This is a genomic window from Confluentibacter citreus, assembly GCF_002807055.1.
Lineage (GTDB): Bacteria > Bacteroidota > Bacteroidia > Flavobacteriales > Flavobacteriaceae > Confluentibacter > Confluentibacter citreus.
Map to the genome: position 1 here is coordinate 457,564 of NZ_NIXN01000001.1, position 16,509 is coordinate 474,072.

The window sequence follows — 16,509 nt, forward strand, 5'->3', positions numbered from 1 at the left end:
ATCGCATAGTTATATATCTAATTTAATTTCTCGTACATGCATTTTTGTCCCATCTGGACTTGGTTCTAGAACAATCTTAACGTTATCATTTATGCCCATGCCACTTGAAGACACCATTTTCGGAGGTATACTTATTTGTTGTGATTTACATATTGATTGAAATGTCCCCCAGCCATTATCTGCAATCCTGATAATTTTACCAGAAATCCAAGCATCTGAGATATTTGTTTCAGGCTGTTTATGCTCCCATTTTATTACATTTTTCGCTTTAACTGAATTGTTATCAATAAATGGTTTTAGCCAGTGTAGTGTGTCTAACAAAAGAAGCACTGTACTTTGATATAAAAACGTATTTGAGTTTGAAGCCATATAAGCATCTATACCTAGGTTGCTTCCTTCATTGTGCGATCCATCTTGTGTAATGGTTAAGATTTTATGAATATTAAAAACTATTACCGGGTGCAGTATTTTCTCTTTCAGAATATAATCACGATGCTTATCTGAAAGAAATATGCTTGAGCCATTAATCCAACCTTTGTCTTGAATTATATCATCTGGAATACATCCAATTTCATTTAGTTTAGCAAATATTGCTTCTATAATTTTCCTAATCCCTGTTAAAGAATCTTGAGCAATTTTGATGGTGCTAGGGTTTTCAATTTCTAATATCAAATTGTGCAATCGATCAAAATGCTTTTTACCTAAATAAGCATCAGTACACATTTCAAATTGATTGGGGTATTTGTGTTTTAGCTTTGTTAATGTTCTATTTTGACATGCCTTAACTAGCATGTTAAACAATGTGTCTTCATCTTCATCAACTCCTTTATTGAATACATTTGGGAAAGCATTATGAAATTCTGGAGAAGCATACGTTTTTGCTTGACCTGTAAGTACAAAGTAACTCAAAGTTTTATCCAGATCTCGAATTCTATCTTTCGTTTGGTGTACCCATTTAGTGTCTTCTGTTCCTGGTTCATCGGTTTCGTTTTCAAAAAACTTAGCGTCTAACAATACAGCATCGTACTTTTCCATATTGCTTTTAAGCTCTCCGCAACCACCATTCATTGATTTGTATGGACATAGCTTAATATTAAAATCTATAGCTGTCTTATGGAGCGCAGGTAAAGATTCATGTTGGTCATCAATCCACAAAACGTTGTATTCTTTACTCATTTAAAATAGGTATTATGGGAAAATTAAATTTAAATATAACTGGAAAAGGTGTGTCATTATTTAAATCTAGTTCCCAATCTTCGCTCTTAAAATATTTGGCAATTCTATTGATATCATATCCGCCCATACCAGTTCCTTTTTCAGGATTTGCCGTTGAATATTTTTGGATAAACTTACTTTTGTCATAATTTTTTGGAAATGGTTCTCCGTTATTTCTAATTTCGAGTTGCATTACTTCTTCGGTCACTCTTAACTCAATTACCATTAGATTCAATCCTTTTGCTTCTTTAAAGGCATACTTATTAGTATTTGACAGAACATTATCTAAAAGTATTTGAAATAAAGTAATATTAGCAAGTATAGCTTTACCCTTTATTTCATCATTTGATGCCTTTTCAAAATGCAAAGTAAATTTTTCACGAGAACTCTTTAATCCTTTTAAAAGTTGATTTATGTCCTTTACAGGCGTTGGCTTTAATTCATAATTTTCTAAAAACAAACCTTTTTCACCTTTTTCTAGAATTGCACTGATATGATTTATATCTTCTTTGATTTGCACAAGGTCATCTAGCAAATTGGTTTTATATCTATCTGAATAGCTTTTTTTAACCTCATTAAAACCCGGGGTATCGCTTGATTCAAAAAATCGAATTAAACTTTTAGCATTTGATAATATGTTTTGCCTAGGGGCTCCTAAAGAATGTTTTAATGAAGCAAATTCATCAAAAATTGTTACTTTTTGTCCGTGAGCTAATGCATTTCTTTCGTTTTGAAGTGCTTCAAATTTTTGAGAAAGCTCAAGTATACCTTTGATTTTTCCCTTCTGTTCTTCTATTGATGGAACTTTAATTTTAATCTCTAATAAATCTGATCTTTTAATAAATGGAATTGCCCCTGTATTTTGATAAGCAGCAATTTGATTTATTACGGCTGAAGATCTTAATTCAGTAATTAAGTAATTAGGGTCAATAATAATATTTTCATTTTGTACTTTAAGAGCTAAAATATCAGTACCAATATAAATTGGTATTCCTGAATACTTAAATAAAGTAGGTTTTAGGGATTTCCATCTAATAGAAACTAATATGCAAGAGGTTTCTATTTTTTTTGAATGAGCAGGAAGCTCTCTGTCTTCCACTTCATTAATATTTAATGTATATACCGCATCATCATCTTTTAGGTTACTCGTTCTAATAAACTTACCAAAATTCCTTTCCTTTGTTTGTAATCCGATAACTATTTTTACAACTTGCTTTAAACAAACTCCCTTTATTTCATCAACAAAATATCTTTGCACACTAAGATTATAATCGTTTTCTTCAAGGGTTTTAATATCAACTATTCTAACGAACTCATGATTGTTTGTAGAATTCAAATAGGCTAATAATTTGTCATTATCTAAGCGCTTATCTCTTCTTCCGTTATCAATTACAAAGTTTTTACCATTTACAAACCTAATTACACGGTCATTGTTTATCGTTTTTCTTAAAATTAGAATACAAATTGCTATTCCGGTGTGTTTAAGTAAACCTCCAGGTAGAGAGATTACTGTATCAATTAATCCTTTTTCGATAAGTTGTTGCCTGTATCTGCCCTCAGCACCTCCTTTAAATAAAGTGCCTTGAGAGGCTACGCAAATTACCTTTCCATCATTATTAATTGACTCAAGACCTCTTTTAAGAACGTATTGCTCAGCAGTCATCCGAGATCTATTATAATCATAATCTGCAAACCACCTGTCTATTTTAAAATTAAAAGGTGGATTTGCTATCACTAAATCAAAACTGTTAGATTCAGGCCAATTATGAATCGAATCTTCTATACGGTAATCAATATCAACATTTCTTTGTTGTCTCATCAATCTAAGCTTACCTAAAGCCCAAGTAGATTGAGATATTTCTTGCCCATAATAATGTTCCTTATTTGATAAATGCGTAGCAAAGGATGCCAGACCAGCAAAAGGATTAAAAACCCTAGCACTTTGATGCACTTCTGCAACATCTATAACGAACCTACTGATTTCATTAGGTAATAAAAATTCTCCAGAATATTTACCTTGCGCATCAGCTATCCGAAATAATAGATTATCAAATACTTCATTAAAGTTGTTTTCTTGTATGTTAAAGATGAACATGGAAAAAAAGGTTAATAAACTTCCTAATTTTTCTTCTGGAATATTATCAATTATGGGTAAGTAAACATCTAGTAATTCAGAATATTTAGAATTGGTTTCAAAGGCTCTATGTATGAACTCATGTGAGTCCTTGCCCCAGTGCAAAAAGTCTCTTTTAATTATTCCATCATAATATGCTGATAATAAAAATAGGTAAACGTGATGATGTTCAACTGGCAATACTCCGCGAAGAATAGTTATAGACTTCCATAACTCAGTCGTCAATAATTTTATTTCTATTTTAACACTATCTTCTCTCATAATTTATTAAAATTCAACTTTGCAAATTAATTATTAAACTACGCAAGGTATTTGCATAGTTACTAATTATAATATTCTTTCATTGCTTGTGAATGTACTCTCATTTGTTCTTTTAATGTCTCGGGTTCAAGCACTTCTAAATCAAGACCAAATGATAACAATTGTTGCACTAATTCTTTATTAATTATGGTTTCAAACCAAACCTGATCTTGTTTCTCTTTTTCGAAAAATTCCTCGTAATCAGGTTGAAAAGGTTTTGTTTTAAAATAGTGTTCCCTGCCGTTGTAAAAACGAATTACAACTTTTTCTACAACCGCTGTTAAGGGTCTTACTACGCCAACCATTGTTCTAAAAAAGGCATCCCAATCTGTATCTGATTCTATATATTCAACATCATTCATAATAATGAAATCAACTAGTCTTTCATCTAACGGAATACTCCAATCCTTAATTTCATTGGTATTGTTTATGCCAAAAACAAACCATCTTCTATTATATTGTTTTAATATTTGTGGATGGAACTCAAAACTACTGGGATCTATATCCTTGAATCCTTTAAAGCTTATTTGAAGTACCTGCTTTTTCTTAATAGCTAAGTATAATGGTTTTAAAAACTTAATTCCTTTATATTCTTCATTATGATCATAATATAATACCTGAGATAGATCATTTTCTTCTTGCTCCTCTTCATCTTGAAATTTAATTAATGCCTCTGCAAGTTTATCATATTTTGGATGATTCTCGAAACGTCCTAAAAGTTGTTGTGCCGCATCAATTAAATACTGCTCGTATTCCAACAATGGTCTCTGGGCTATTGAAAAATTAGGATCTGAATATTTTAATATTCTTGTTTTTTCTGGCAAAGGTGCTCCAAAACCCTTCTTCTTGTCACGGAATAATTTCAAATCATCTCGTAAAGTTCTAATTGAAATATTTTCATTTGGATAATAGTTCTCAATTCTAGTGTTTAAAAAATTTAAAAGTGCATCAAAACTGAAGTTTCTATTACGGAAGCAATAATCCAAAATATTATATCTTAAATGTGCGTGTTTACTATTTGCCATTATTTAATCATTTAAAAATCTACTAATAGATCGTGCCAATCATCCATACGTATCTCTAACCTCTTAATTTCTTTTTCTGCAAGAGGGGTACAATGAGCAATAGGAACCCGTAATCTATTTAAATCAATCATTACCTCATTAACCGAGGTTAAATTCCTGTTAAACATAGGTTCGAAAATAATCCAGTTTGAATTTATTATTTTACGTAAATCTCCAAATGTGGTGTAATCAATTTTATGTTCAGATCTCTTGGTGTGTGTTGTGTCTAGCTCATATTTTAGATTCATTTCTACATTTCTTTTTACTACATCATCTAAAGTATCCCACCAGTTATTTCCATATGCACTTTCAAGATTAACACGTATCAAATCTCTTATTGATCGTTCTAAGCAATAAAATTTTTGGTACTGAATGCTCATGAAGTTCGCCTCTTCTATAAGCGAAATATCAAAATACTTCTCTGAATTTATAATTAGGTTTTGTGCCTTTGCTAATGCCGTTAAAGGCTTTCTTATTGTTGACGTGCTTGCAGTATTTGGTTGCGCTTGGACTTTAATGTCTAGATTTTTAAACTCTATCTCAGTAATTATATTATGATCTAATAAATAAATCAAAAATTTCTCTTTATGCTTAATTGTCCACTGACTAGATATTCTAAGTAACTCACCGTTGATTTGATATAAATCTTTCCAGTATCTTTTTGTGTTTAATGCGGCTTTTTCATTAATAGAACAAAATGGATAGTTAATCTCAAAGGTTTTATTGGAATAATCTTTATCTTTTAAACGTTCTATTTCAGTTTGATCAGTATTTTCACAATATTGAAATATTTTTGGAATGTATGCTTTAACCAGTTCTCCTATCTTCATCTCATTAATAAATGTTTTCCTTCAAATATAAGATATGCATAGTTATTTATGAAAGTAATTCGTAGTTTTAAAAACAATAAAAAAACTTAATATTGATTTTAGTACCTTAATAATAATTGGAATCTTTTAAAAAAGAAGAACGCCATGTTTTGGCGAATTACATACATACTTTTGAATTAAAAAAATGAAGTCAAAATTATTAGAAATTGTAAATGATAAAAAATTACGAGATATATTACAACAACAAGCCCTTATTTTTAAAGATAAGGTTCATTATGAATTTAACATCTTTACACTATCCAAATCAGGCACACAACTCGAGAATTTTCATAGTGACATTTTACACCACCTTCTCAATCCAGAAGGACCACATCTTGAAGGTCGTAAATTTTTAGATGCTTTTTTAAGATATTTAAACAACCTTCCCAATAAGTTTAATGTTAATTTAGGAGAGTTTAAAAACGCTAAAGTTCATAAAGAACTTGCTAAGCTAGATATTAGCATTGTAGATTTGGAAAACAAAAAAGTAATAATTATTGAAAACAAAATAAACAATGCTCCAGACCAAGATAACCAATTACTAAGATATTTTAACTGGTGTAAAAGTCAACACTTGGAGGTTGTTGGTATTGTTTATCTCTCTTTAAATAAGTTGAAGTATGCCCCTGTAGCTGGTATCCCAATAATTATTCCTGTTTGTAATATACAAGCATTTTCAAACCTAGAAGGAAATTTGGTAAACAACTGGTTAGTGCCTTGTATAGCATTATGTGAAAATAATGATAGCCGTTCCTTATTAATTCAATATAAAAAACTATTAATCTATTTAGCTTACGAAAGTATGGAAGAAAAAGTAATGCATGATGTTTATGAAATTTTAAACACTAAAGAACTTATTGAACGCATTAATAAAATAAAAACATTAAGTGATGGTATTCCCAGACACCGGACTAATGAGTTTGTTCGTGAAATAGGTGACAATTATACCCCTTTCACAAAATCTAATAGATATCGTGACAACCATATACTTTATGAAGATTTTTTTGAAAGTAATGATAAATTTAAATTAGATGTGGTTTTTGAACCCGATGGCTCTGTAAACATTCACTTCTGGAACCCTGCAAAAGAAGAGAGTCCTGTAGAGGCATCAAAATCAATTAATGATAAAATAATTAAAATTAGTTTTGAATCTCAATTCTCTATGAGTGATTCTACTAGTCAGTGGGTAAGATGCACTAAAAGCTTTTCAGTTTCAGATTACATAAATATGCCAACAATGGATGTTGAAGTAATAAAGTTTGTAAAAACATTCTTAAAATCTTTAAATAACTGAATTACAAAAGAATAAATTCAAAATAAAAATATAAATAAAATTTATGACAAGAGCAGAATTAGAGGTACAACATGACTTTAACAGGTACCAAAATGATGTAGCTATAGATAGCTTTATGAAAGCTATACGCTATCAAGTATTTAAATCTCGTGAATTAATAGAAGGGACAGGGGGATATAATATACGTAGAGGAATGGCGCATGTTATTGCGGGTTATTGTGAAGACTTATTTGCTTTATATGTAGCAAAATATATTGGCAGAACTGATGTGAAGTACTTTGTAGATAAAGTAATTAAAATACAATCTGATAATGATAATTTAAACGGCAAAACATTTAAACCCGATTTAGCTATTATTGATGAAAATAATGTAATAACTCACTATTTCGACTTAAAAACTAATTTAGGATTCATTAGAGATATTAAAGATTTTTTAGAAAAAAAAGAAAAATTCATTACAGACTTAAAACATGAAAAAGCAACCATTACCAGCAAGACAGATTGGTTAAACCAAAAAGACGAACATAATAATATTGATGTTACAAATGTGCTTTATCCTGTTGATAAATCCCTAGATATCAAAGTAAATCCTAAACTAAAGTACCATATTATTGTGATTTTTGGAGGTAATTTAAGTGACAATGCTATGGCAAAAAACATTGCCGAGGCAGATAAACTGAACAACATAAAACTTACCATTCTAAAACCAACAAAAAATAAAATTTATGATATTACAGCTTTTGAAGAAATCCATTCTTCACTTGACGAAGTTTATAAACCATAGGTGTTTAAACAAAAAATTGCAAAAAAATTAATAACAAAATAAAATAAAACTATTGTTTTCCAATCCAAGGTTTCAATTGATTTCTAAGCTTAGTTTCCAATTGAGTCATTAAAAATTGCTTTATTTCTTTTTTTGTATTTACTAATTCATCTGGAAGTTCCCAAAAAGAATATTCAATATTGTGGGCGTTAAAATAATCACGTCCATTTAATTTAAGTCCGTATGTGGGTGTGTTTTCTTTGTGTGTTATATGCTGTTTTAATCGGTCTCCTAGATTTTCTGCCTTACCAATATAAAATGGATACCATTTATCAACATCAATTGGCATAATACTTTTAAACCTTTTTTCCGATATTTTTGGGTACTTATCATATCCAAATTGTTTCCAATCATTTTTCAAAATTTCAAGATCATAGGGTTTAATTGGTTTGATATAAAAAATATAAATACCAAATTTCTTTAAAACCTTATTGTAATTTTCTGAATTGATAGATTTCCTATTATCATCAAAAGAATCTATGATTGATTTTAATCCATTGTTTGTATTGATACTTTCAATTGTTGTTCTCCATTTCGATTCAAAATCCTTTGTAAATTTTATTATCTCCTTCATATTAATCTAATCCAAAAAAATCAACCATATCAAAGCTGTCGTCTTGTCCTTCTGGAAACATCATATCTAGGGTTGAATCATTTATGGGTTGTGGATTTTCCCAACGTTTATTTAAATTACTAAATCGTCTTTCTAAAAGCATATTTTCATTAATATTTTCTGTTGTATATGTCAATTTACGGAACAAGTACTCTACTTCAGATTTCAATTTATTTAAGAAATAAGTGTTTTCTTTATCCAATTCGTTTTTATTAATTATAGTTTCCATTTCTGAAAGCTTCTCTTCAATTCTTTTTATCACCATAGAATTAAATTTCTTTTGTTATTTCCTTAAAGTATTCATATATCATTACCATCGCGAGTGTATCCAATTCACAGTATTTCAAAAGCCCTAGCGATATTTCTTGCCTTTCAATGATGGTCATGTTCTCAAATTGCAATTTACTATAGGCCGTTAATGCAGCTCCACCATCGGCAATCATGCCCATTTCGGAAACCAAATCTTCCAACTCTTCATCTCTCCAATTATCAAACAATGGGGGTAATGTTTTATAGGGACTTATCACAAGTTCATTCTCAAGCTTCAAAAAAACATGTTCATCATTAAAATTCTTGCTTGTCATATTTATTTCTGAAATAGGTTTAGCGTATTTCATTTTCAAAAAACTACTAGAATTTAAAACAGCCGGTAAGACTGCTTTAATTGAAATAGAGCCTTGAGTTTGCGGATCGTAATAAAACTCTTTAACAACTCTATATAAATCAATCATATCTCTTTCGCCGCGCCATGAATGAGGACTACCATTGGTTGCATGTGAAATTTGTTCTATAAAACCTTTTAAATCCTCTTTGTCTGCTTCATTTGATTTATCTAACTGAGAATAAATTTGATTTAAAACTGTATTTTCATGATTATGATACCTGAATATACTGCCACTATTTGATTCTAATGCTGTTTTTAATGCTCTTACAAAATCAAAATTAGGAAACACTCCTACTTCTGCATTTAAATATTCTGTGCTGTGTTCTACCCTTCCATCTTCATAAACAATATGATGTGAAAATTGAAATGCTGTTTGTTCATAAGGACTCCTGCCAGATGTAAAAGGCAAAGCCACCATCGAAGTTTCAAAATCAACAAAATTTAAAGGATAAACCCAAGATTTCATTTCATTCCTCAACCCCACTATTTCAATATGAGGTGTGTTATCTTTTAGTTGCACTTTTTTAACTTGGTTCCATTGGCGTTCAGAATTGGAAATTTTATCAACTTCGGCTTTGGGATTTATATCCTCTTCTACCAGTTCGTCAATAAAAAATTTGCCGTTTTCAATTATAGCTTTGGCGCCTCTAAAATTCCATATATCATAAACTTTAGGTTTACTAATTTCTTTGTTGGAAAGTTTTAATTGTGAAGACCAACACTCATGGAAGCCGCTTTTACGTTCTTGTGTTGGATGTTCTAAATAGAACTCGCAACCCTTGCAATGATGTCCTATTGGTGTATTTATTTTTATATCATTACTGTAATGCTTCTTAAAATACCATATTGTCTCTTCAAATGACATTCCTTCAATAGCAGGGTTATCTTTGAAAATTAATTCTATTTCTTTCTGAATGAGAATATTAGATAATAAAGAACTTCCTAAGTCTTCCAATGTTATCCCTTCCTTTTTTACAATTCCAGTCCTTAAATCGGATGATTTAGTGACTTTAAAACATTGATTAAGCCCATCAACAGTAGCAACAGCATCTTTGTTAACCAAATTTAAATAAGGAGTGATTTTCCAGTAGGGATAAGCTTTATGAATTACATATTGCTGAAAAGCTACGTCGTACAAATACGCTGACCATCCACCATTTAAATTTCCACGGGAACCAATAAATCCATTATGTTCACTTTCCCGAACTGATTTAGCTTTAACTTCTATAAGTTTTATATTATTATCTCTTTTTTCTAATATATCAACACGAATAAATAAGCCTTCGTACAAAAAAGCCGCTTCAAAAATAACAGCCTTCTCTTGTTGTAGTAAATCGGCAGTTTTTCTAGCAAGCAAATCATAGTTCCAATCATCACCTATAATCGCAATACCGTCAGGATAATACATGCGTGACAATTCTTCCACTTGAAAACCACCTTCTGCCAAAGCTTCCAAAAACGGATCGCTTTCACTTTGATTTTCATACTCTTGTTTACGAGTGTAAAATAGCTTTGTAGGACAATCTAATGCCAATTTAAAACGAGATTTTGTTAAATATCTTGGTTTATCAATACTCATCATGCGCCTTGATATTTGTTGTGAATTGCTGTTATCTCTTGTTTTATTCTATCACGAAACCACAATGGTTCAATCACTTCTACCTCAATACTCATTTTCAATATTTCAATAATAAACTCATAATTTGGTATTAGATTATACGATACGTAACTAAAATCTTTATTTATTTCAATTGTTTTTTGAGATAGGTGCAACGGTAAACTTTCTAAATATTTCAAATGATTATTTGTAACCTTTATGATGATGTTTTCGGGTTCTTTTTTTGAATAGTTTAAACCAATGATATTATCAAACTTTGCTATTTGCTTCAAGTATTTCTGCTTATTTATCTTAGTTAATTCACTTAGTTTCATTTCCAGTAATCTATCAATGCCAAATGTTCTAATTTCGCTTTTCCCATCTGGAAGTCCAATAACATACCAGCGGTTTAGATACTCTTTTAAGACTAAAGGCGTAATACTGTAAGCTGTTTTAGTGTTCTTATAATAATTATAATGGGTAAATTCCAGCACTCTATCCTGTTTTATTGCTATAAGAATTGTTTCTAAATTTTCAATTCCTTTAAGTTTACTCGAATCATCGAAAATCACATAATCCAATACTTTATGATTATTTTTAAAACCATCTGAAAATACATCAGCCAAAGTAACCAACTCTAAAAACTTAAAAAACGATTCTACTTTCACGCTTTTATCCCTATCTATAAAATATCCATTGTGCTGTTTACTATAACCTAATTCAATCCCAAAATCTGCCCTTATTTTACTAAAGTCACGTTCCAAAGTACGCTCAGAAATATCAAAATCTTTAGCATTCAAAAATTCAACAAGCTGATCTTTAGAAGCATAATTTCTATCATTAACAAATTGTATAATAAACTGTAATCTTCTGGAAATATGATATTTTGACATTATAAGCAATATTAAAAGGTTAAACCGTCAGATTGTGTCGGTATGATAAATATAGTTGATATTTATTACACCGACATCTTTTGTCGGTCAATTGCAATTGTTTTGCTCAATAATCTTTAAAAATACTATTATGAATACAAAACTAATGCGGTTAAAAGATGAATTTATAACAAAGCAAAAACAGTTAGAATACGCCCGAAACAACTTAAAAAAAGAGTTTTTTGGAATTGATAAGGCTATTGACGAACTGGTTAATAATACTCGTTCCTGGTATGTGCTAAACGAATACCAAACAAGACCATTAGTAGTAAATCTATGGGGTTTAACAGGTGTTGGAAAAACCTCTTTAATCACTCGGCTTGCTGAGTTATTAAACTATAATGATAGACTTTTTAAATTTGATTTAGGAATAAAAACTAGCAGTTCTTCTTTCACACGAGGACTTGACGACCTATGTGAAAAAGATGAATCTAAACCAATAATAATTGCTTTGGATGAGTTTCAACACAGTCGAACATTAAGAGGCCTAATGCGTGAGGAAGTTCAAGCAGATGATAATAGAAGGGTATGGGAATTAATAGATTCTGGAAAAATTGAATATTACGCTTGGCATCACAGATTGTATGACTTAATGGATTACACTAAAAAACTACAGGTTTTACTTAAATCTAAAGTAAAAGTAGAAAAAGGAAAAATTATTAAAGGCATAAGAGCTTATAACGCTGAATTCAAAGATCCAGATGACTGGAATGATAGCAATTCTAAAAACTTATTTGTAAATAGATCTTACTATTTGTCCATTTTAGAATATGCCGGAAAAACATTAAATTTTAATCTAATGCAAGATGTTGAAAAACATTTTCTGAATTTAGATGGAGATGAAACCATAGCATTTTTAAATAATGTTATAAAAATTGCTAAAAAACCAAAAACTAAAAACTTTACAAAGGCTCTCATTTTCATAATTGGAAATCTTGACGAAGCATATACTATGAGTAACAATTTAACAGCAGATGTTGATGCAGATTTATTTCATGAATCATCATTAAAAATTACAATTCCACAAATAAAAAATGCGCTCTCACACCGGTTTAGAAAAGAACAAATAGCTCGGTTGGGCAATATTCATATTATTTATCCTGCGTTAAACAAAGATGCTTACAAAGCAATAATTCTAAATGAATTACAAAAGGTAAAAGTAAAAACTCAAAATCATATTGGTTTAAAAATAAAATTTGATGAATCTGTTTCAGATTTAATTTACAAAGAAGGTGTCTTTCCAACCCAAGGAGTAAGACCTTTGTTAACTTCATTAAATTACTTGATAAAGACAAACTTGTCTATTTTTTTTTCAGAAATTATAATCAAAAATTTTAACAGTTCAGAGCTATCATTTCATTTTTTTGAGAAGGAGCTCATTTGCTCTTATCTTTATAGAAATAAGATTGTTCACGAAAAAAAAGTATCTATACTAACACCTCTTGAAGATATTAGAATATCAAAAAAAGACGATTTACAAGCCATTACTGCGGTTCATGAAAGTGGTCATGCTATTATTTCAGCCATATTACTCAAAGTTGTTCCAGAGCACATTTATTCGGTAACTACTGAAGGTGATAATAATGGTTTTATATATACTAAATTTCCATGGAATTATATTGCCAAAAAAGAAATTGTTAATAGAATAGCAATGTACTTAGGTGGCATAATAGCGGAAGAATTGGTATTTGGAAAAGACAATATTACAGCTGGATCATCAAGTGACATTATTATGGCTACCAAATTTTTAAGCAACATGTATAAATTGCATGGTTTAGGAACGATACCTATGTTTTTTGATTTAGATTCTACAAACAATGATAGCTATCATGATTGCAACGATGTAGAATTGCTCATCAAGGAGACTTTAAAAGATGGTTATCAACTAGCAAAATGCACTCTTATTAAAGAAATGAAGTTGTTGTTAACTTTATCCAATTATTTAAGCGACCATAGTTCGATAGACAAATTAGCTTTGGAAAAAATGATTAAAAAGCATAAAATTTCTGAAGTAGAATTAATTAATAACAGTGAATTATTATATTACAGAAATGAATTAAAATCGAAAATATCTTCAGATTTAAGTAGCATATCTAAAGAGCTCTTTAATACGATTTCTCTAAACCATAAAAATAACAAATGAAAATACTCTGGTTGGATGACCTGCGAAACCCATATATCAATTTAGAGGGAAACGTGCCTAAAGAAGACGGAATAATCGAATGGGTTTTGAATTTTGAACAATTTACTCAATGGATTACAAAGTTCGGTTTACCAGATATAATATCTTTTGACCACGATTTGGCTGATGTTGACAAGAACAATGAAGGGATTGTTGTGCATTATCAAGAAAAAACGGGAATGGATTGTGCAAAATGGCTGGTGAATTATTGTATTGATAATAATAAAAAATTACCAAGATTTTATGTGCATTCGGCTAATCCTGTAGGTTCTAAAAATATAGAAAGTCTTTTAAATAATTTCATTAAGCATGCAAAAAACAGTTGAATACCAAAATCTAATAATATGAATTAAATTGGAATTCAACATGATTTACACCAATTACTGTCCCTTTTGTTGTCCCTCATGTAAAAATAAAAATCCGTAAATCGCTGTTTTTTAGCCATTTACGGATTTTAAAAGTGGTCCCACCTGGGCTCGAACCAGGGACCACCTGATTATGAGTCAGGTGCTCTAACCAACTGAGCTATAGGACCGAAATTGGCTGCGAATTTAATACTAATTTTATAACTCTACAAGAAAATAATTTGTTTAAATAATTTCTTGGCAAAGCTCTATTAATACACCATTGGCACTTTTAGGATGTAAAAAAACAACGAGCTTATTATCAGCCCCTTGTTTGGGCATATCACTCAAAACAACAAAACCTTCGTCTTTTAATCGTTTAATTTCTTCATTAATGTTTTCAACCTCAAAAGCTATATGGTGAATGCCCTCTCCCTTTTTTGCTATAAATTTTGCAATTATGCTATCTTCATCCGTAGCTTCTAATAGCTCTATTTTATTCTTTCCAACCATAAAAAACGATGTTTTAACGCTTTCGCTTTCTACAACTTCAGTTTTATAAGATGGTTTACCAAATAATTTGGTATACAATTCGTTAGCGTCGTTTAAATTTTTAACCGCTATTCCTATGTGTTCTATGTTCTTCATTATAAATGCATTTAAAGTAAGATACAAATTTTATAACTAAAAGTGAGCTTATCTTTAAATATCCTGTATTTTTGCGGTATAAACCTCAATAGGTATTAAATGAGCAACGTAGAGGAAAGTCAAAGACAAAAAAAAATAGGTTCTGTATTACAACGCGATTTGGTTGATGTACTGCAAAATGCTGCCACACAAGGTGGTATGCAAGGCATATTAATTTCGGTATCTAAAGTGAAGGTAACTGTAGATTTATCGGTTGCTAAAGTATTTTTAAGTATTTTTCCGAATGATAAAGCCAAGGAACTGTTGGTCGGCATAAAATCCAATACCCCTTTAATTAGACACGAACTGGCGCAACGTACCAAACACCAATTAAGGCGTATGCCTAATTTGGAGTTTTTTGTGGATGACTCTTTAGAATATATCGACCAGATTGAAAAATCTTTAAAAGGAAACGAAAACCCTATTAAAGACCCAAGTATTTTAGAAAAAAGAAAGAAAACTTAATTGAATTTAATCTGGGAGTTTTTGTTGTTTTTTAAAAGACCGCTTGAACATTCATTTAATAATTATTTTTTCATAATATTATCGTTATGAATGTTTCCCTATACATAGCGAAACGTTATCTGCGTTCTAAAAGCAGTAACAATGCTATTAATTTTATTACCATCATTGCCGCTATAGGGGTTATTCTCGGCGCCGCTTCCCTATTTGTGGTGCTGTCTGGTTTTGCGGGTTTAAAAGATTTTACGCTTCAATTTTCTAGCATTGTTGACCCCGATTTAAAAGCTGAAACAGCAACAGGCAAATCGTTTATTTTAAGCGATGAAGACATTTCAAAATTAAACAATATCGAAGCCATAGCTTCTTACTCTAAAATTATTGAAGAGCGGGTTATTATAGCCGTTGATGAAAAAAATTATTTAGCAACTATTAAGGGTGTAGATGAACATTTTAAACGTGTTAATGCTATAGATTCCGTTATTGTACAAGGTGAATGGTTTGAGCAAGATTCCAACCAAATTGCTGTGGGTTGGGGCATTTCATCTAATTTATCGTTTGGGGTTTTAGATTATGCCAAATCCATAAACATTTATGTGCCCAAGCCTGGGAAGGGACAAATTACTTCCATAAAAAGTGCGTATAGTTCTGTAAATGCTATTAATGTTGGCATTTTTGATATTAATGAAACTTTGAATGATACGTATGTCTATGCGCCGATTAGTTTAGTTGAATATTTGCTTAATTATAAACCCAACCAAATATCTGCCATAGAATTTAAGTTAAAAGACGGTGTTGACAGAACCGATGCCTTAACAAAAATACAAGCGGCTTTAGGAAACAAGGTTGTTTTAAAAACTAGGGAACAGCTTAATGATAAACTCTATAAAATGTTAAATACTGAAAATCTGGCGGTGTATTTAATATTTACATTGGTTTTAGTTATTGCGCTTTTTAATGTGATTGGCTCTATCATCATGATGATTTTAGATAAAAAGAAAACTTTAAGCACGCTTTTCAATATGGGAGCAACGCTTAAGGATATTAGGAAAATTTTCTTTTATCAAGGGAGTTTAATGAGTATTGTAGGTGGTAGTATTGGCATTTTAATGGGTTTATTGCTCGCAGCAAATCAACTTTACGGGCCAGAATTTCTTAAAATTTACATCACCCCAAGCCTACCGTATCCTATTACCATTAAAGCGATAAACGTGTTGATCGTATTTGTTACCATTTCAGTATTAGGTGTTATAGCATCTAAAATAGCTTCGGTTCGAATTACAAAAACGCTTGTGGAAAGTCATTAGTTTAGACTTATAGCCATGAAAATCA

Annotated in this window: 15 protein-coding genes and 1 tRNA gene; 6 read left to right on the forward strand and 10 right to left on the reverse strand. The window is 30.5% G+C overall.

Features of this window, described 5'->3' with window-relative positions:
• Nucleotides 1–9: 9 nt before the first annotated feature.
• The 4 genes from CDH49_RS01955 to CDH49_RS01970 all read right to left on the reverse strand — a co-directional run bounded on the left by CDH49_RS01955 (nt 10) and on the right by CDH49_RS01970 (nt 5,543).
• On the reverse strand, nt 10–1,176 hold the full coding sequence (locus CDH49_RS01955; protein WP_100613622.1) for a hypothetical protein: 1,167 nt from the start codon (nt 1,174–1,176) through the stop codon (nt 10–12).
• Nucleotides 1,169–3,610 carry an N-6 DNA methylase gene (locus CDH49_RS01960; RefSeq protein ID WP_100613623.1) on the reverse strand — a complete coding sequence of 814 codons (2,442 nt, stop codon included), beginning with the start codon at nt 3,608–3,610 and terminating at the stop codon, nt 1,169–1,171. Before CDH49_RS01960 ends, CDH49_RS01955 begins: the two co-directional genes overlap by 8 nt.
• A gap of 62 nt (nt 3,611–3,672) precedes the next feature.
• On the reverse strand, nt 3,673–4,674 hold the full coding sequence (locus tag CDH49_RS01965; protein WP_100613624.1) for a helix-turn-helix transcriptional regulator: 1,002 nt from the start codon (nt 4,672–4,674) through the stop codon (nt 3,673–3,675).
• An 11-nt stretch (nt 4,675–4,685) separates the two neighbouring features.
• The gene (locus tag CDH49_RS01970) at nt 4,686–5,543 is read right to left on the reverse strand and encodes a Swt1 family HEPN domain-containing protein (RefSeq protein ID WP_100613625.1); all 858 of its coding nucleotides are present in this window, start codon (nt 5,541–5,543) and stop codon (nt 4,686–4,688) included.
• A 184-nt stretch (nt 5,544–5,727) separates the two neighbouring features.
• Between CDH49_RS01970 and CDH49_RS01975 the strand changes: the two genes are divergently transcribed.
• The gene (locus CDH49_RS01975) at nt 5,728–6,876 is read left to right on the forward strand and encodes a PDDEXK-like family protein (protein ID WP_100613626.1); all 1,149 of its coding nucleotides are present in this window, start codon (nt 5,728–5,730) and stop codon (nt 6,874–6,876) included.
• Between the two features lie 43 nt (nt 6,877–6,919).
• The gene (locus tag CDH49_RS01980) at nt 6,920–7,660 is read left to right on the forward strand and encodes a hypothetical protein (protein ID WP_100613627.1); all 741 of its coding nucleotides are present in this window, start codon (nt 6,920–6,922) and stop codon (nt 7,658–7,660) included.
• 49 nt (nt 7,661–7,709) lie between these two features.
• Here CDH49_RS01980 and CDH49_RS01985 read toward each other — a convergent pair whose 3' ends face one another.
• Genes CDH49_RS01985 through CDH49_RS02000 form a run of 4 tightly spaced genes read right to left on the reverse strand, consistent with a single transcriptional unit; the run spans nt 7,710 to nt 11,466 of the window.
• Complete coding sequence (locus tag CDH49_RS01985; RefSeq protein WP_100613628.1) at nt 7,710–8,273, reverse strand: GIY-YIG nuclease family protein; 564 nt, start codon at nt 8,271–8,273, stop codon at nt 7,710–7,712.
• A gap of 1 nt (nt 8,274) precedes the next feature.
• Nucleotides 8,275–8,577, reverse strand: coding sequence for a hypothetical protein (locus CDH49_RS01990; RefSeq protein WP_100613629.1), 303 nt, complete (start codon nt 8,575–8,577; stop codon nt 8,275–8,277).
• A gap of 4 nt (nt 8,578–8,581) precedes the next feature.
• Nucleotides 8,582–10,558: a DUF2779 domain-containing protein gene (locus tag CDH49_RS01995; RefSeq protein WP_239970540.1), complete on the reverse strand. Its 1,977-nt coding sequence runs from the start codon at nt 10,556–10,558 to the stop codon at nt 8,582–8,584.
• Entirely contained in the window at nt 10,555–11,466 is a 912-nt protein-coding gene (locus CDH49_RS02000; protein ID WP_100613631.1) for a helix-turn-helix transcriptional regulator, read from the reverse strand. Before CDH49_RS02000 ends, CDH49_RS01995 begins: the two co-directional genes overlap by 4 nt.
• 130 nt (nt 11,467–11,596) lie before the next feature.
• Here CDH49_RS02000 and CDH49_RS02005 point away from each other — a divergent pair, with 130 nt between their 5' ends.
• A complete protein-coding gene (locus CDH49_RS02005; protein ID WP_100613632.1) occupies nt 11,597–13,648 on the forward strand; it encodes a hypothetical protein in 2,052 nt (683 codons plus the stop codon).
• Nucleotides 13,645–14,013 (forward strand): cyclic-phosphate processing receiver domain-containing protein, encoded by a 369-nt coding sequence (locus tag CDH49_RS02010; protein ID WP_193434707.1) that lies wholly within the window; start codon nt 13,645–13,647, stop codon nt 14,011–14,013. Before CDH49_RS02005 ends, CDH49_RS02010 begins: the two co-directional genes overlap by 4 nt.
• Nucleotides 14,014–14,148: 135 nt before the next feature.
• Here CDH49_RS02010 and CDH49_RS02015 read toward each other — a convergent pair.
• Together CDH49_RS02015 and mce are read right to left on the reverse strand one after the other, a co-directional pair.
• A tRNA-Ile gene (locus CDH49_RS02015) sits at nt 14,149–14,222 on the reverse strand.
• Between the two features lie 55 nt (nt 14,223–14,277).
• Nucleotides 14,278–14,679: a methylmalonyl-CoA epimerase gene (mce, locus tag CDH49_RS02020; protein ID WP_100613633.1), complete on the reverse strand. Its 402-nt coding sequence runs from the start codon at nt 14,677–14,679 to the stop codon at nt 14,278–14,280.
• A 99-nt stretch (nt 14,680–14,778) separates the two neighbouring features.
• Here mce and rbfA point away from each other — a divergent pair, with 99 nt between their 5' ends.
• Together rbfA and CDH49_RS02030 are read left to right on the forward strand one after the other, a co-directional pair.
• Nucleotides 14,779–15,183, forward strand: coding sequence for a 30S ribosome-binding factor RbfA (rbfA, locus tag CDH49_RS02025; protein ID WP_100613634.1), 405 nt, complete (start codon nt 14,779–14,781; stop codon nt 15,181–15,183).
• An 86-nt stretch (nt 15,184–15,269) separates the two neighbouring features.
• Entirely contained in the window at nt 15,270–16,484 is a 1,215-nt protein-coding gene (locus CDH49_RS02030) for an ABC transporter permease (RefSeq protein ID WP_100613635.1), read from the forward strand.
• The last annotated feature ends 25 nt before the right edge of the window (nt 16,485–16,509 follow it).

What these genes read in the sequence shown, in the direction of transcription:
- CDH49_RS01970 (WP_100613625.1), bottom strand. Translation starts at nt 5,543, where the DNA reads ATGAAGATAGGAGAACTGGTTAAAGCATACATTCCAAAAATATTTCAA.
- mce (WP_100613633.1), bottom strand. Translation starts at nt 14,679, where the DNA reads ATGAAGAACATAGAACACATAGGAATAGCGGTTAAAAATTTAAACGAC.
- CDH49_RS01965 (WP_100613624.1), bottom strand. Translation starts at nt 4,674, where the DNA reads ATGGCAAATAGTAAACACGCACATTTAAGATATAATATTTTGGATTAT.
- CDH49_RS01975 (WP_100613626.1), top strand. Translation starts at nt 5,728, where the DNA reads ATGAAGTCAAAATTATTAGAAATTGTAAATGATAAAAAATTACGAGAT.
- CDH49_RS02000 (WP_100613631.1), bottom strand. Translation starts at nt 11,466, where the DNA reads ATGTCAAAATATCATATTTCCAGAAGATTACAGTTTATTATACAATTT.
- CDH49_RS01985 (WP_100613628.1), bottom strand. Translation starts at nt 8,273, where the DNA reads ATGAAGGAGATAATAAAATTTACAAAGGATTTTGAATCGAAATGGAGA.
- CDH49_RS02010 (WP_193434707.1), top strand. Translation starts at nt 13,645, where the DNA reads ATGAAAATACTCTGGTTGGATGACCTGCGAAACCCATATATCAATTTA.
- CDH49_RS01955 (WP_100613622.1), bottom strand. Translation starts at nt 1,176, where the DNA reads ATGAGTAAAGAATACAACGTTTTGTGGATTGATGACCAACATGAATCT.
- CDH49_RS01995 (WP_239970540.1), bottom strand. Translation starts at nt 10,558, where the DNA reads ATGATGAGTATTGATAAACCAAGATATTTAACAAAATCTCGTTTTAAA.
- CDH49_RS01960 (WP_100613623.1), bottom strand. Translation starts at nt 3,610, where the DNA reads ATGAGAGAAGATAGTGTTAAAATAGAAATAAAATTATTGACGACTGAG.
- CDH49_RS01990 (WP_100613629.1), bottom strand. Translation starts at nt 8,577, where the DNA reads ATGGTGATAAAAAGAATTGAAGAGAAGCTTTCAGAAATGGAAACTATA.
- CDH49_RS02005 (WP_100613632.1), top strand. Translation starts at nt 11,597, where the DNA reads ATGAATACAAAACTAATGCGGTTAAAAGATGAATTTATAACAAAGCAA.
- CDH49_RS02030 (WP_100613635.1), top strand. Translation starts at nt 15,270, where the DNA reads ATGAATGTTTCCCTATACATAGCGAAACGTTATCTGCGTTCTAAAAGC.
- CDH49_RS01980 (WP_100613627.1), top strand. Translation starts at nt 6,920, where the DNA reads ATGACAAGAGCAGAATTAGAGGTACAACATGACTTTAACAGGTACCAA.
- rbfA (WP_100613634.1), top strand. Translation starts at nt 14,779, where the DNA reads ATGAGCAACGTAGAGGAAAGTCAAAGACAAAAAAAAATAGGTTCTGTA.